The sequence below is a fragment of the Ruminococcus sp. 1001136sp1 genome (assembly GCF_039841815.1).
Classification (GTDB): domain Bacteria; phylum Bacillota; class Clostridia; order Lachnospirales; family Lachnospiraceae; genus Blautia_A; species Blautia_A faecis.
This window is the reverse complement of sequence record NZ_JBDPGY010000006.1, coordinates 103,640-119,852: the sequence shown is the minus strand read 5'-3', so window position 1 is coordinate 119,852 and position 16,213 is coordinate 103,640. Positions and strand designations below refer to the sequence as shown.

At 45.5% G+C, this 16,213-nt stretch carries 12 protein-coding genes and 7 tRNA genes; 4 read left to right on the top strand and 15 right to left on the bottom strand.

The features are described 5' to 3' along the window. Positions 1-75: 75 nt before the first annotated feature. From ABHC48_RS07120 to hflK, 6 genes are all read right to left on the bottom strand, one after another. Positions 76-1,986 carry an ABC transporter ATP-binding protein gene (locus ABHC48_RS07120; RefSeq protein WP_195699124.1) on the bottom strand — a complete coding sequence of 637 codons (1,911 nt, stop codon included), beginning with the start codon at positions 1,984-1,986 and terminating at the stop codon, positions 76-78. Continuing rightward, entirely contained in the window at positions 1,983-3,740 is a 1,758-nt protein-coding gene (locus ABHC48_RS07115; protein ID WP_195699123.1) for an ABC transporter ATP-binding protein, read from the bottom strand. Before ABHC48_RS07115 ends, ABHC48_RS07120 begins: the two co-directional genes overlap by 4 nt. Positions 3,741-3,763: 23 nt before the next feature. Then, positions 3,764-4,264: a MarR family winged helix-turn-helix transcriptional regulator gene (locus tag ABHC48_RS07110; RefSeq protein ID WP_195699122.1), complete on the bottom strand. Its 501-nt coding sequence runs from the start codon at positions 4,262-4,264 to the stop codon at positions 3,764-3,766. 194 nt (positions 4,265-4,458) lie between these two features. After that, positions 4,459-4,731 (bottom strand): acylphosphatase, encoded by a 273-nt coding sequence (locus ABHC48_RS07105; protein ID WP_118579773.1) that lies wholly within the window; start codon positions 4,729-4,731, stop codon positions 4,459-4,461. 62 nt (positions 4,732-4,793) lie between these two features. Next, a complete protein-coding gene (locus ABHC48_RS07100; protein ID WP_195699121.1) occupies positions 4,794-5,657 on the bottom strand; it encodes a protease modulator HflC in 864 nt (287 codons plus the stop codon). 38 nt (positions 5,658-5,695) lie between these two features. Beyond that, complete coding sequence (hflK, locus tag ABHC48_RS07095; protein ID WP_195699120.1) at positions 5,696-6,646, bottom strand: FtsH protease activity modulator HflK; 951 nt, start codon at positions 6,644-6,646, stop codon at positions 5,696-5,698. A 704-nt stretch (positions 6,647-7,350) separates the two neighbouring features. On the opposite strand from hflK, the gene ABHC48_RS07090 reads away from it, so the two are divergent. The 4 genes from ABHC48_RS07090 (at position 7,351) to ABHC48_RS07075 (ending at position 12,387) form a co-directional block, all read left to right on the top strand. Continuing rightward, complete coding sequence (locus tag ABHC48_RS07090) at positions 7,351-8,028, top strand: response regulator transcription factor (protein WP_118579781.1); 678 nt, start codon at positions 7,351-7,353, stop codon at positions 8,026-8,028. Beyond that, on the top strand, positions 8,021-8,920 hold the full coding sequence (locus tag ABHC48_RS07085; protein ID WP_118579784.1) for a HAMP domain-containing sensor histidine kinase: 900 nt from the start codon (positions 8,021-8,023) through the stop codon (positions 8,918-8,920). Before ABHC48_RS07090 ends, ABHC48_RS07085 begins: the two co-directional genes overlap by 8 nt. A 134-nt stretch (positions 8,921-9,054) precedes the next feature. Then, positions 9,055-9,726 carry an ABC transporter ATP-binding protein gene (locus tag ABHC48_RS07080; RefSeq protein ID WP_195699119.1) on the top strand — a complete coding sequence of 224 codons (672 nt, stop codon included), beginning with the start codon at positions 9,055-9,057 and terminating at the stop codon, positions 9,724-9,726. Between the two features lie 15 nt (positions 9,727-9,741). Beyond that, positions 9,742-12,387: an ABC transporter permease gene (locus tag ABHC48_RS07075; protein WP_195699118.1), complete on the top strand. Its 2,646-nt coding sequence runs from the start codon at positions 9,742-9,744 to the stop codon at positions 12,385-12,387. A gap of 152 nt (positions 12,388-12,539) precedes the next feature. Here ABHC48_RS07075 and ade read toward each other — a convergent pair whose 3' ends face one another. The 9 genes from ade to ABHC48_RS07030 all read right to left on the bottom strand — a co-directional run bounded on the left by ade (position 12,540) and on the right by ABHC48_RS07030 (position 16,206). Beyond that, the gene (gene ade / locus ABHC48_RS07070) at positions 12,540-14,237 is read right to left on the bottom strand and encodes an adenine deaminase (RefSeq protein WP_195699117.1); all 1,698 of its coding nucleotides are present in this window, start codon (positions 14,235-14,237) and stop codon (positions 12,540-12,542) included. 253 nt (positions 14,238-14,490) lie between these two features. Then, entirely contained in the window at positions 14,491-15,249 is a 759-nt protein-coding gene (locus ABHC48_RS07065) for an RNA polymerase sigma factor region1.1 domain-containing protein (protein WP_195699116.1), read from the bottom strand. Positions 15,250-15,549: 300 nt separating this feature from the next. Beyond that, positions 15,550-15,630: transfer RNA gene (locus ABHC48_RS07060), tRNA-Leu, on the bottom strand. A 62-nt stretch (positions 15,631-15,692) separates the two neighbouring features. Beyond that, positions 15,693-15,765, bottom strand: a tRNA-Lys gene (locus ABHC48_RS07055). Between the two features lie 8 nt (positions 15,766-15,773). Continuing rightward, positions 15,774-15,845 (bottom strand) — tRNA-Gln (locus tag ABHC48_RS07050). 9 nt (positions 15,846-15,854) lie between these two features. After that, positions 15,855-15,928 (bottom strand) — tRNA-His (locus ABHC48_RS07045). A gap of 5 nt (positions 15,929-15,933) precedes the next feature. Further along, positions 15,934-16,007, bottom strand: a tRNA-Arg gene (locus ABHC48_RS07040). 20 nt (positions 16,008-16,027) lie between these two features. Beyond that, a tRNA-Gly gene (locus ABHC48_RS07035) sits at positions 16,028-16,098 on the bottom strand. A 33-nt stretch (positions 16,099-16,131) separates the two neighbouring features. Next, positions 16,132-16,206 (bottom strand) — tRNA-Pro (locus ABHC48_RS07030). Between the last annotated feature and the right edge of the window lie 7 nt (positions 16,207-16,213).

Here is a 16,213-nt window from a genome sequence, read left to right as displayed (position 1 = left end):
AAAATCATTCAAAGCCCAAAATAAGAGGTAACGCTTGAACCTTCCAAACGTTACCTCTTACTTATTTACCCCATATCACCCATTATACAGCTGATAATATTTACCTTTCTGCGCAATTAACTCATCATGAGAGCCTCTCTCAATAACACGTCCCTGTTCCAGAACCATAATACAGTCACTGTTTCTGACTGTGGATAACCTATGTGCAATTGCAAATGTAGTTCTGCCTTCCATCAGCTTATCCATACCATCCTGTACAAGCTTCTCTGTACGGGTATCAATAGAGCTGGTAGCCTCATCCAGGATCAGAACCGGCGGATCTGCTACTGCCGCCCTGGCGATTGCAAGCAGCTGTCTCTGTCCCTGGCTTAAATTAGCACCATTATTGCGAAGCATAGTATAATAACCATCCGGCAGTCTTCGGATAAAGCCATCCGCATTCGCCAGCCTGGCAGCTGCAATAACTTCCTCATCTGTGGCATCCAGTTTTCCATAACGGATATTCTCCATAACGGTAGCAGTAAACAGATTAGTATCCTGAAGAACGATACCCATGGAACGTCTCAGATCACCCTTTTTGATCTTATTTATATTGATGCCATCATAACGGATCTTACCATCCTGAATATCATAGAAACGATTCAGAAGATTGGTAATTGTCGTCTTACCGGCACCCGTGGAGCCGACAAATGCAATTTTCTGTCCTGGCTTCGCATACATCTTCACATCGTGAAGCACGATCTTGTCATCACGATATCCGAAGTCAACGCCATCCAGAACAATATCACCTTTCAATTCGATATAATCTGTTTTGCCAGTGGCTTTGTGAAAATGCTTCCATGCCCAGCGTCCTGTACGTTTCTCGGACTCAACCAGCTTACCATTCTCTTCTTTCACATTTACCAGGGTCACATATCCGTCATCTACCTCCGGCTTCTCGTCCAGAAGGTCGAAGATACGCTTCGCTCCGGCAAGTGCCATAACAATACTGTTAAACTGCTGGCTTACCTGGTTGATCGGCTGGCTGAAGCTCTTGTTAAAAGTAAGAAAACTTGCCAGGCCGCCAAGAGTAAATCCACCCACACCATTTACTGCCAGCACGCCGCCAACAATGGCACACAGCACATAGCTGATATTCCCAATCTGTGCACAGGTGGGCATCAGCACGTTTGCAAATTTATTGGCATTATTCGCGCTCTCAAACAGCTGGTCATTCAGCTCATTAAACTTCTCAAGGCTTTCTTCCTCATGGCAGAATACCTTTACAACCTTCTGGCCTTCCATCATTTCCTCGATGTAACCATTTACAATACCAAGATTCTTCTGCTGCTCCATGAAATACTTGCCGCTGAGTCCTGCAAGATTTTTACTTGCCACCAGCATCACTCCAACCATGACCAGAGTCACGATGGTAAGAGGCACATTCAAAATAATCATACTTACCAATACACTGACAATGGTAATCACACTGGAGATCAGCTGTGGAATACTCTGGCTGATCATCTGGCGCAGTGTATCAATATCATTGGTGTAGATAGACATGATATCGCCATGTGCATGTGTATCAAAATATTTAACAGGAAGTGTTTCCATGCGCTCAAACATCTCATTTCGAAGATTGCGTAGGGTGCCCTGACTGACATAGATCATCAGACGGTTGTACGTATATGTGCACGCCACCCCAATTGCATAAAAACAGGCTACACGAAGAATTGCCATTGCAAGAGGATGGAAATCCGGAGTCTCAGATTGAAGCATAGGCATGATATACTGGTCAATCAAAGTCTTCATAAACATGGTTCCCTGCACATTGGCAAGAACACTTACCACAATGCCGATCACAACTACAATAATATGGATCCTGTAGTTCTTAAAAATATACCCCATCAGTCTTCCAAGCATCTTGCCCGGATTCTCTACCATAGGGCCTGAACGGAAGGCTGCCCCGCTGCGGCCTGGCTTCTTTATCGGTCTTTCATTGCTCATGCCTGCTCACCTCCTCTATTCTCATCAAAATCTCCACCACCCTTTATCTGTGAATTATAAACCTCCTGATAAATGGCATTGGTTTTCATCAGTTCCTCATGAGTTCCAAATCCGCTGATTTTTCCCTCATCCATGACAATGATCCTGTCCGCACTCTGAATACTGGAAATACGCTGTGCAATGATCAGCTTGGTAGTATCCGGAATTTCTTCTGCAAAAGCTCTTCTGATACGTGCATCTGTGGCAGTATCTACCGCACTTGTGGAATCATCCAGAATCAGTACTTTGGGTTTCTTAAGAAGAGCTCTGGCGATACACAGACGCTGTTTCTGACCGCCGGAAACATTGGTTCCGCCCTGCTCAATATAAGTATTGTATTTGTCCGGCATTTTCTCAATGAAGTCATCCGCACAGGAAAGCTGACACGCTCTGCGGCACTCTTTCTCCGAAGCCTCTTTATTTCCCCAGCGCAGATTCTCCAGAATGGTACCGGAAAACAGCACATTCTTCTGAAGTACAACTGCTACCTGGTTACGCAGACTATCCATATGGTAGTCACGCACATCCACGCCGCCAACTTTCACTGATCCGGAGCTCACATCATAAAGACGGCTGATCAGGTTTACCAGACTGGACTTGGCACTTCCGGTTCCACCGATAATACCAATAGTTTCTCCTGCGCGGATAGAAAGATTGATATCCTTCAGCACCGGCTCCTTACTGTCCTTCTTATAGCTGAAATCCACATGGTCAAATTCAATACTTCCGTCTGCAACTTCCATAACCGGATCCTGCGGATCATGAAGATCTGCTGTTTCATTGATAACCTCAGTTACACGCTCTGCACTTGCTGCGCTCATGGTGACCATAACAAATACCATGGAAAGCATCATAAGGCTCATAAGAATATTCATACAATATGTAAGAAGACTCATCAATTCACCTGTAGTCAGACTGCCACCAACGATCATATTCGCACCAAGCCAGCTGATTCCAAGAATACATGCATAGACTGTAAACTGCATAACCGGCATATTCATAACTACCAGTTTCTCAGCTCTTACAAACATTTCGTAAACTTTATTGCAGGCTTTCTGAAACTTAGTGGTCTCATATTCTTCACGTACATAAGCCTTCACAACGCGGACTGCGCTGATATTCTCCTGCACGCTGGCATTTAAATCGTCATATTTCTCAAATACTTCCCGGAAATACTTAGTCGCCTTTTTCATAATAAATACGAGAAAACATCCAAGAAAAATAACGGCAATAAGGTAAATGCTGGCAATTCTTGCATTGATCATAAACGCCATCGCCATGGCACAGATCAGACTGGCCGGGGCACGGGTACACATACGCAAGATCATCTGGTATGCATTCTGCAGGTTGGTCACATCTGTAGTCAGACGTGTGATCAGACTTGCAGTACTGAACTTGTCAATGTTTGAAAATGAAAATGTCTGAATGTTAGTATACATTGCTTTACGAAGATTACGGGCAAAACCGGAGGATGCGTATGCTCCGTATTTTCCCCCAAGAATACCGGTAACAAGTCCTGCAACTGCAAGAAGCGCCATAATGGCACCTTTTCTGTAAAGATAACTGATATTACCGGCTTCCACACCGTTGTCGATCATATCTGCCATTACAAGAGGAATCATTGTCTCCACCACAACCTCCAGTATCATAAATACCGGTGTGAGGAAGGAGGCCTTCTTAAACTCCTTTACCTGGGCAAGTAATGTCTTTATCATCAGGTTCTCCCCTTTCTTTTTTGTTAGTTTTCATCCCGCAGACAGCACTCTCTTTGGGCATTTTCCCGGATCATGTCCAGAACTTCCAGGAAGCATTCCAGTTTTTCCTGGGGAATATCAGACTTTAACACATCCTGGATCCTGTCAAAATTCTCCATAATTTCCATCTGAAATTCCATCCCCTTTTCCGTAAGCACCAGACGCTTCAACCTGGCATCTCTTGGAATAGATTCTCTGGTAATAAGCCCTTTCTTCTCCATTGCCTGAAGGATTCCTGACGCAGTAGAACGCGCCATCTGAAATTCTGCTTCCAGGTCTTTCTGAAAAACAGCTTCTTCTGAATGCCGGTACAGATAACCAATGATCCAACCCTGCATGCGGTTAATTCCGGCTTTCTCATCCACCTTGGACTGATATGAATTCACCAGACGTCCAATTACCTGATTGAGAGTCCGAACCTCATACCCTATATGCCGTTCCGCCCTGCAGCACTCATCAGGACCCATTTTTTTCTTTTTTTCCATATTTCCCTTCTTTCATATACTTCCGAACAAAAATAGTTCATACATAAACTGTTCGAGTCCGAACTGTTCGTATGCGAACTAATTATAAGGGGAGTGTTTCTGATTGTCAATCCTTTTTTAATATCTGCTTTGCTATTTGCTCCAAAAAAATACCAGAAGCAAAATTCTCTTCGCTCCTGGCATCCCATTTCACTTCATTTCGAATAAAAGCTCCACTCCCTTTCATCCACAGGCAAGTCTTCCATCTGATAATTCTCAATCCGGATGAAACTTCCCATCTCGATTTCCTGAATCATACGCTCAATTCCGGAAAGCTCTCCCTGAACTTCCATTTCCACTCTGCCATCCCACAGATTGTCCACCCAGCCAGTAAGATCATTGGCTCTCGCCGCATTTTTTGCACGGTAACGAAATCCAACACCCTGCACCTGCCCGGAAAAATATATGTGTTTTCTCACTATCGCCATCTTTTGTCACTCCTTATGTTCCTTATGATATACGTCAATGCCAGCAGATGCAAGAATTTTTATTATTTTCCCTCAAAAATCCGAGCAATAGGGGAATCCGATGACAAAATAACGGTCTTGTTTTCTCCTTGCATAGAAGTTTTCAGGGCTTCAAGGCTTCTTACGAAGGAATAAAATTCACTTCTCTCATCTTCCCCATAAGCCTGGGAAAGAATTTTCATATATTCCTGTTCCCCTTCTGCCTTCAAAATCTCTGCCTGCTTCTTCGCATCTGAAATCTGAATGGTCACTTCCTTATCTGTCTTATTCTGGATTACTTTTGCTTCTGAATCACCTTCTGCTTTATATGTAGCAGCAATATTATCACGCTCTGAGATCATTCTCTCATACACAGCTGCCTTATTATCGTCCGGCAGATCCAATTGCTTTGTTTCAAATTTAATCAGCTCTATTCCATATTGTTCCATATTATCTCCAATGGCTTTCATTACCATATCCGATAATTCTCCGTCCCGGCTTGTGATCACTCTGTCCTGGGAAAGACTGCTGATCACATTTTTTGTGGCATTATATACGGCCGTATTAATTCGGCTTTCGCTGTTTTCCAAAGAAGAGTTCAGAGTCTGTGCAAATTTAAGTGGATCTGTAATTCTCCACAAAACATAGCTGTCACTGATCATGGTTTTCTTGTCCTTGGTAATCACATCAGATGCTTCCAAATCATATAACAACGTTTCCTTTGGTAAAGACTGTGTTCTTTCTATCAATGGAATTTTAAAGCTGATTCCCGGTTCGCAGATCACTCTGTCAACTTTACCAAACTGACGGATCAGCTTGTATTCATTTTGTTGGGTTATAGTTATGGAAGAGCCGATTATTACTGCTCCGAGAATGCCAGTTATAAGTGCAGCTTTTTTCATTTTCATAATTTTTTTATCCTTTCTGTCAGATACTTATCTTAACTTCACTTAGTTTCTTCTTTTGTACCGTCTGCTGTTTTCCAGTCTCCGGCAAAAGAATCCAGCGGCAATATCTTTTCCACGCCGCTTCCGTTGTCAATCACAATCTTCATACCAGGTAACACATCTTCCATGGTTTCATAGAACATTCGCATTTTTGTGGTCTCAGGATTCTTCATATATTCCTCATACATTGCATTAAATCTTGCCACCTCAGCTTCTGCCTCATTGATCCTCACCTGTTTTTGTGCCTCCGCATCCTGAATAATCTGATCTGCCTGGGCCTGCGCTTCGGGAAGCTTTTCGTTCCTGTATTTATTAGCATTGTTAAGCGCCGTTTCTTTTCCCTGTTTCGCAGTTTCCACCTCTTTAAATGCTTTCATCACTTCTTCAGTAGGCGGCTCGGAATCCTGTATTGTTATGTTGACCAATTGAATTCCCAGATCCTGTTCCTCCATCTGATTCAAAATCATTTCTTTGATCTTGCTCTGGATTTCTCCTTTTCCGGTGGTCAGAACCTCATCCACGTTATAGCTTGCTATTACAGTTCGGATACAGCTTTGCGCAATATTTTTTAAAATCTCTTCCGGCTGCTCAGAGGTGTAAAGGTATTTTACAGGTTCTGAAATTCGATATTCTACAAAGAAATCCACATCAATAAAATTGTAATCCGAAGTGATCATGATTCCTTCATTTTCCACCACCTCATTGTTCCCCATACTGTATCCGATTGGAAATCCCTGGATCGTGGTATTTACCTTCTGCACCTGCTGTACAAAAGGGACTTTGAAATGTAATCCCGTTTCATTCACTGCCTTTGGCACTCCAAAGGTTGTGAGTACTGCCTGTTCCTGCTCCTGAATCTGGTAAGTTGTATCCAGCGCTAATCCCCCTGCCACTATAAACCCGGCAGCACCGATTGCCAGATATTTCATTTTTCCATTTCGCTTATTCATTTTTCTCCTCCATCTCTCTTACTAACAATAGTTGTAAAGCGTTCAAAAAGGGAAAAAAAAGACTTTTATCCCAGGCACTGTTATAATGCCTGAAATAAAAGTCTCGCTGATTATCTCATAATGCGGGTAGTTTCATCTACCGTTCTGACGCATTTATGCACCATTCAGAAAAAATGGATTTCCTTTTATCTCTTCATGGCCGCTACTCCCTTTTCTTTGAGCGGTATCATATCATAAGTATTCATGAAAATCAAGATGTTTTTTTATGTTTTTCAGTTCTTATTAATGCCTTGTTGCTGTTCAGGGGCTAACCCTGTGTTACTGTTCACTCCGTTCACAGTAACGCGCTTCGCGATGCACAGAAATCATGCATTCGCATGATTTCGCGCCGCAATTCTCGGGTTTTCTGTGAACTTTGTTCACAAAAAACGCCTCGCGGAATGTTACCAGTGAACAGTAACAACCCTGTTTCAAAAAACAGGACAACTTTTTAGAGAATATGGATTTCTTTACATTAGCATGATACAATTAAGAAAGTAAAAAAACGGCACAGCATAGATCATCCGGCTTGCTGATTGGGATACAGTGAAAACAAACAAATTTGCAAACAGAGCAATAGCCAATAGCCTATCTTCTAAACTGTGAGAACGAAAAATTGCCCAAGGAAATAATGGTGGCATTTGAATAACGAGGGAGTGAGATACATGGAACAATTATTGATTATTGAAGATGATATAGGGTTGAATCAGGGTTTAAGTAAAGCACTGAAAGCAGATGACCGTCAGATTATATCCTGCCAAGACCTAAAAACGGCGAAGGAACAGCTGCTTTGCGGCGGTGTATCCCTGATCCTGCTGGATATCAATCTGCCGGATGGCAGTGGGCTTGAGCTGCTCCGTGAGATCAAGGAAAACACGCCCGGGATTCCTGTTATTCTGCTGACTGCCAATGACACCGATCTGGACATCGTAGACGGACTGGAGAGGGGCGCTGATGATTACATTACCAAGCCCTTTTCTCTTTCGGTTTTGCGGGCAAGGGTGAATACCCAACTGCGAAAGCAAGCGTCAAACAAAAAAAATGCGCCGTTCCATATGGATCTATTTCACTTTGACTTTGAGGCTATGACCTTTTATGTGGGAGATTCAAAAGTGGAATTGAGTAAAACAGAACAAAAATTACTGCGTCTGCTTGTTGAAAATCGTGGTCGAACCATGACCCGTGGAGACCTTGTCGACCGGATCTGGACAGATGGCGCAGAATATGTGGATGAAAATGCTTTGTCTGTTACGATCAAGCGTCTGAGGGATAAGCTTGGTGCACAGAAATACATTAAAACCGTCTATGGAATCGGTTATAGCTGGGTGATAAAAGATGAATAAAGCCGGCATTGTGATCCTGCTGCTGTGTTTTCTGGCGGCGGCAGCTATTGTATTATGGGAGCGGAGAAAGGCCAGAAAAACGATGGAAAAAATCGAAAGGATGCTGGACGCTGCCATGACCGGCTCCTTTTCTGAAACCAATTTTGATGAAAGCCAGCTGTCTGCATTGGAAACGAAGTTTGCGCACTATCTTTCCGCCGCAGAAGCATCTTCTCGAAATGTAGCGCAGGAAAAAGACAAAATCAAAACCTTGATTGCGGACATCTCCCACCAGACGAAAACGCCGATTGCTAACCTGCTGTTATACAGCGAGCTTCTGATGGAGGAAACTCTGCCTGCATCGGCGAAGGCAAATGTGGAGGCGCTGTACAAACAATCGGAAAAGCTGCGATTTTTGATTGATTCTCTCGTAAAGCTTTCCAGACTGGAAAACGGGATCATTTCACTCGCCCCCCAGCAAGCAGCGCTGCAGCCGCTGCTTGAAAGCGTAGTAGAACAATATGCCGCCAAGGTTTCTGAAAAAGGATTATCTTTGCAACTGCAAGATACCGATGCTTTTGCTGTATTCGACTTCAAATGGACAGCGGAAGCGCTGGCTAATATCGTAGACAATGCCATCAAATATACAGAGCATGGCACCATTACTATTTCTGCTGTAAGCTATGAAATGTTTGCAAGGATTGATATATCGGATACCGGTTCGGGCATTTCGGAAAGTGAGCAAGCGAAGATATTTGCTCGCTTTTACCGATCAAACAGTGTGCAGAAACAAGAAGGTGTGGGCATCGGCTTATACCTTGTCCGACAGATCATATCCGGCGAGGGCGGTTATATCAAGGTTGCTTCCGTTCCGGGAAAAGGAAGTACGTTTTCCATATTTCTGCCGAAATAACAACAATTCTATCAAAATTGTTAGATTTCATTTTCCGCCGGAAAGAATGTGGAAAGAATCCTATGCGATAATCTGTATGTATAAAGGATCATTTCCTTTCATACATACAGATTTTTTCATGGAGGTACTCATTTATGGAGGTTTTACAGGCAAAAGACCTGAAAAAAATTTATGGCTCCGGCAATAATGCGGTTCATGCACTGGATGGAGTTGATTTAAGTGTAAAGAAGAGCGAATTTGTTGCAATTGTCGGCACATCCGGCTCCGGCAAATCCACGCTGCTGCACATGCTGGGCGGGCTGGATCGCCCTACAAGCGGCACGGTCATGGTGGACGGACAGGATATTTTCTCCCTGAAGGATGAAGCCCTGACCATCTTCCGCCGTAGAAAAATTGGCTTTGTGTTCCAAGCATATAATCTTGTTCCGGTGCTGAATGTGTATGAAAATATCGTTCTACCCATTGAGCTGGACGGTGGCAAGGTCAACAAGGATTTCGTACAGCAGATCGTACAGACCCTTGGGCTGGATGAGCGTCTGGATGCGCTGCCCAATCAACTCTCCGGCGGTCAGCAGCAGCGTGTGGCAATCGCCCGTGCGCTGGCAGCAGCACCCGCTATCATACTGGCAGATGAACCGACAGGTAATCTGGATTCCAAAACCAGTCAGGATGTATTGAGCCTTTTGAAAGTCACCAGTCAAACGTTCGCCCAGACAATCGTAATGATCACCCACAACGAAGAAATTGCACAGATGGCAGACCGCATTATCCGTATCGAAGATGGTCGGATCGTCTCCCAGAACTAACGGGAGGTGGCTGCGATGAATGTCAAAAACAGAAAATGTATTCGAAAACTCAGCTTAAAATCTCTTTATGCGAACCGTCGCCGCAATCTGATCGCTATTTTTGCCATTGCGCTGACAACGCTGCTATTTACGTCCATGTTCACCATTGTCTTGTCGTTGAACGCCAGCTATGAAACCTACCAGTTTCGGCAGGTAGGCGGCTATGCACACGGCACCTTTAAGGATGTTTCCCCCGAGCAGGCGGAACGCATCGCTGCCCACCCAAAGGTGAAGGCTACGGGGGTACGGAAGGTAATCGGTATCACTGCGGAGGGGGTCTTTGCCAAAATACCGGCAGAGATCAGCTACATGGATGCCAACTGCACTAAATGGAGCTATGCAACCCCTACTACCGGACGGATGCCCGAAAGCGGCAAAGAGGTAGCCATGGATACGGCAGCGTTGCAGCTGCTTGGCGTAACGCCGGAGCTGGGCGCCGAGGTCACGGTTTCCTATTCCATTACGGACAAGGACCAAACCGCCTTTACTGTAACAGATACCTTTACGCTGGTGGGCTATTGGGACTATGATGAACTAATGCCTGTTCATTACATCAACATCAGCCGTGATTACGCAGATGACATCGAAGCGCAGGCAGTGAAAACAGGTTTACAGCCTTTCCGCACCGATTTGAATGTTATGCTGACCTCCGGCACAAACATTCAAGGGCAGATGGAACAGGTGGATACCGATCTTGGCTACACATGGGACAGCTATACCGATCCCAACAGCGTCCGGATCGGCGTCAACTGGGGATATACCTCATCCCAGCTGGAGTCGCAGCTTGATCCAGAGCTGATGATCGCCATAGCAGCTTTTTTGCTGCTGGTGATTTTCACAGGGTATCTTATCATCTATAACATTTTTCAGATCTCTGTTGCAGGGGATATCCGGTTTTACGGACTTCTGAAAACCATTGGCACAACGCCCCGGCAGCTCAAACGCATCATTCGCCAGCAGGCACTTCTGCTTTGTCTGATCGGCATTCCGGCGGGGCTGCTGCTGGGCTACGGCATCGGCGCTGTTTTGGTGCCTGTTGTCTTGCACTCCATCCAGTTGGATACAGGCATCACCACCATCAGCACTTCGCCTGTGATCTTCTTTGGTTCTATGCTGTTCGCCTTGTTGACGGTGCTTTTGTCCTGTTCCAAGCCCGGAAAAATGGCAGCCAAGGTCTCTCCGGTGGAGGCTACCAAATATACGGATGTGATGCAGACCAAGAAAAAACGGCGCAGCATCCGGGGAGCAAAGCTCCATCAGATGGCCTTTGCCAATCTGGGACGAAACAAGAAAAAGACGGTGCTGGTGGTGGTGTCTCTGGCACTGTCGGTGACACTGTTCAATGCGCTGTGTGCCTTTGTGGGCGGCTTCAGCATGGAGAAGTATGTATCCACCCGGACCTGCGCCGATTTTATCGTCAGCACGCCCGACTATTTCCGTTACAACTCAGCAGATGAATTCATCACGCCAGAACAGATCGGAGAGATCGCAGCAAACACAAAGGCCAGTCTTTCCGGCACGGGATATGCTGTGCGAAAACCCGCCTACCTGTGGATGACGGAGGATGCTCTGCGGCAGGACTATGCAATGTACGAAAGCGCCGAGCAGTTGGACAGCCATATGAGCCGCATGGAGCACCGGGGCAATATGGTGATGGGAAATACCAGAATCGAGGCTCTGGATAACAGTCTGTTTGACAAGCTGCAAGTGCTCGACGGCGATATTTCTCCTATGCTGGAGCCGGACAATAACGCCATTGCCATTGCGGTTTCCTTAGATGACTACGGTAATCTGCTCAATCCTGAATACTACCCCAAGGTGGGAGACACGATCACCGCTACCTATGCGGATGATGTGAAATATATCGACAGCCGCACCGGGGAACTCTGCACCGAAGATACACCGGAGGAGTACATTCAGAAAAAACTGTATGGAGCCAGAGATGTAGAGTACACGGTCTGCGCCTTGGTAAATCTTCCGAATTCCATGAGTTATCGTTATAGCGGCGTTGGCTATGATGCAGTTTTGTCTGTGGATACCGCACAGCGGGACAGCGATGGTGCGTCCATTCCGATGCTCTACCTGTTCGACACAGCGGACGAAGCGGACGAGGCCGAAGCAGAGCAGTATCTATCGAAGCTCACTGCCGGTGAGTTTTCGCCCTTGATGTATGAAAGCAAGGCCACGGTTCGCTCTGAATTTGCTCAGTTCCGGCAGATGTTCCTTCTGATAGGTGGTATCCTCTGCGCTATCATCGGGCTGGTAGGACTCTTAAATTTCTTCAACGCCATGATGACCGGTATTCTTTCCCGCCGCCGTGAATTTGCTGTGCTTCAGGCTGTAGGAATGACAAACCGGCAGCTCAAAACCATGCTGATCTACGAGGGGTTGTTTTACGCAATGTCTTCTGTAGCGGCGGCCTTTATTTTGTCGCTGGCGGTGGGACCTCTTGCGGGAAAAATGCTGGGCAGTATGTTCTGGTTCTTTGAGTATCGATTCACCATTCTGCCTGTCCTGCTGACAATTCCGGTATTTCTTCTGCTGGGGTGGCTGATTCCTTGCATGATGTATGACAACGCAGCGAAATGCAGTGTTGTAGAGCAATTAAGGGATGCTCAATAACTGTTAAGCAAAAAACGGCCCTCTGCCAATGAAAAGGCAGAGGGCTGAAAATCTACGGGTTTATATTCCGTCACAGTTTTTAAATAGGTTTCGGGGTTTCGTTCAAAACAAGACAACCGTCTCGTGTATTGCACTCCCGCAATCCTGGTATCTTATAAAAACTTCCACGCTTCCACATCAAAAACGCCTCTTGGTGTAATTCGGATCTGCGGAATAACCGGCAAAGCCATAAAGGACAGCGTAATAAACGGATCATGACCGTCTTTCACACCCATTTCATGAGCTTTATGGATCATTCGCCCAAGAGTCTCATTGTCTTTCTCAAAACCATTATCACTCATCAGTCCCATTACAGGAAGGGCAAGCGTGTCAAATACTTTATGATTCTCTACGATCGTATAGCCTCCCTGAGTACGCATCAGTTCCCGCACAGCAAGCTCCATGTCCTCATCATTATCTCCGATCACAATAATATTGTGGGAATCATGGGATACACTGGACGCAATTGCTCCACCACGGATACCAAAACCTCCGATCACGCCACAGCCGATTTTACCCGTCATCTTATGACGTTCTACAACTGCAATCTTCTGATAATCGTCATCGGACTGGAATTTGCAGGGACCATCCCCTGCTTTCAGAGTTCCCTTTCTGGTAGTAATCTGTCCTTCTTCTGCCAGAATCACCGGAAAGATTCCATCTGCAGACTCCAGCTGAAATGCCTCTCTGGAAAATCCAGCCACATGCACTGTATTTTTCAATTCAGGGGCACACGGCTTTATAACAATCTTTGCATTTTTATCTACCAATTGCCCTTTAAAGTACACATCTTCTATGGTCACACTGACAAGATCCGAAAGAACCAAAAGATCTGCCTGTCTGCCGGGTGCCACTGCCCCCTTGTCTTTCAGTCCATAACAATTAGCTGCATTGATGGTTGCCATCTTAATAGCGGACACCGGATTCATGCCAAGGCGGATAGCTTTTCGCACGTTATGGTCAATATGCCCTTCCCGCTGGATATCCTCAATATGCTTGTCATCTGTGCAAAAGCAGAATCCGTCACCATTCATGTGTCTTTGTACCAGACCGCCCACAAGTGCCTCAAGATTTCGGGCAGCACTGCCTTCCCTTACGAGAATGGTAAGGCCGTTCCGCCGTTCTCGCATTGCATAATCAAAGAAGCTGCACTCATGGTCCGTAGCAATCCCTGCCATGGCATATGCCTGAAGATTCCCCTCTTCCAGAAACGGAGCGTGGCCATCACGGATTCTGCCTTCAAACAGCTCCAGCTTGTCATGCATGCTTTTCTCGCCCTGTACCACAGAAATGCTGTCCATTACTTCTCCAAGTCCAAGAATCCGGCTGTTATGAAGATAAGGAGCCATATCTTCAGCAGTAAGAGTACATCCATTATCATCAATGGAAGTAGCCGGAACACAGGAAGGCATCATTACGTATACGTTGGCTTTTACATTCTCTGTCTGATCCAGAATATAATCAACTCCTGCCAGACCGGACACATTGGCTGATTCATGGGGATCCACAATAAAAGTGGTAGTTCCATGTCTGGAGGCAACCGTTACCAGTTCAGCCGGTGTAACCAGTGTAGATTCCAGGTGAAGATGGCTGTCAATAAATCCCGGACATACATATCTGCCAGCCAGATCACGTTCTTCTTTCCCATGGAAGCTTCCAATTCCTGCTATAATCCCATCCTGTATGGCAATGTCTCCGCGGATGATCTCTTCCGTAAAAACATTCACAATCCTCGCATCCTTCAATACCAGGTCTGCCTTTTCCAAACCTCTTGCAATTCTGGAATACTGCTGATATTTTTCCAAATTCATATATATCCTCCTTTCATTTGTCAAATAATATTTATTGTACGCAAAAATATTTTGATTATTATTTATGATAGTAACACTTGTACAGTGAAATTTCAATGTAAATTTCAAAACATCCAGAAAAGACAAAAAAACACCAGAGATGATTTTTACTTTTAAATCACCTCCGGTGTTTCCATCAATTCTGCAGCATTGTTTTCATTTCCGACAGGATAGCCTTATCTCCATAATTTTCCCGGAATTTCACTTGCCATAATTATTTATCGTCTCCTGTAAGACGCAGAATATCCCTGATCTCATCCACATTCATATCGAGAATAACCGCCAGCTCATCAATGGTAAAACGGTTCTCCCCGTCATCGTCCGTCAGATCCTTCACTGCCGATTCCAGCTTCTCCACCTTCGTTACCAGACACTCATCCTGGAATTTCTGCTGTGTCTGCTCCTCAATGGCAGCGATGATTCCCTTGCGAAGCTGAAGACGTAGCCATGCATCATCTTTACGTTCTGTCTCCGGGTCGGAAAGAGCCGTGAGCAGCACCACATTCGCCTCCTGAATCAAATCTGCAAGTTGAATCTCTGTACAGTTCATATCTGCGGCCATATTTGCCGCTACCGGCAGATAAATGCTGGTAAGAGCTGCCTCTGCAATGGCATCCCCATCTGCCAGATTCTCAAACAGTGTGTGAAGCATCTCCGGACTCACTTCCTTACCGTTGCTTACCTCTGCCAGGTAATCCTTCAGATATGCTTCTTCCTCTGAAGTAAGCGGGGTGCTGGTTCCTTTTGACTCCGGTTCCGTCTCACCCACTTCCTCTGTCTCCACCGGGGCAGTGTCTCCCTCTATCATAATTCCCTGCAGTTTCAGATACTGCAGTACCTTTAACATCTGACTGGTCTCAAGATCAGTACTTGCAAAATGCTCCCGAATCTGCTCATGCGTCAGCATATTTCCATTCTGCTTTCCAAGCTCACAAATATTCCTTAATTTCTCCTGAAACTGAATAACGTCCATATTATTCCTCCATGCTTCTTCGTTGTGTAAACTATAACAAATCCGTCCTGTAAAATCAAGGCATTACTGTTCACTCCGTTCACAGTAACGCGCTTCGCGATGCACAGAAAGACGAACCTTCTTGTGACAAGCACAAGAAGTAGCGTTTGCTGCGCAAACTTAACTCTCGGGTTTTCTGTGAACTTTGTTCACAAAAACACCTCACGTAACGTTACCAGTGAACAGCAACAAACAAATTAAAAAAATGACCCAGATCTAATTTTCATCTCGAAAATCCGATCCAGATCATTCCTCATTTCCTGCGGATGACAGGACTTGAACCTGCACGTCGTAAACACCAGAACCTAAATCTGGCGCGTCTGCCAATTCCGCCACATCCGCATATATATTATTTAAAAAACCGGAATGCCCTAATCATAAGGCTTCCGGTTCTCATTCGCAAGTGAAGCATCGGGGATTCGAACCCCGGACAACTTGATTAAAAGTCAAGTGCTCTACCAACTGAGCTAATGCTCCATATAGGACTGGGCTAGCTGGATTCGAACCAGCGAATGCAGCAGTCAAAGTGCTGTGCCTTACCGCTTGGCGATAGCCCAAAGGCAAAGGGTGGATACAGGGATTCGAACCCTGGGCCTCCAGAGCCACAATCTGGCGCGCTAACCAACTGCGCTATACCCACCACAGCGTGTCAGAAGGGATTCGAACCCCCGACCCACGGCTTAGAAGGCCGTTGCTCTATCCAGCTGAGCTACTGACACATATCTCTCTTCATCAGAGAAGCGAGTGATGGGAATCGAACCCACGTATCTAGCTTGGAAGGCTAGTGTTCTACCATTGAACTACACCCGCATTTACGCTGAAACGGTAATGTTGTTACAGCAGTCGGGGTGACAAGATTCGAACTTGCGGCCTCCTGGTCCCAAACCAGGCGCTCTAGCCAAACTGAGCCACACCCCGATGTCTT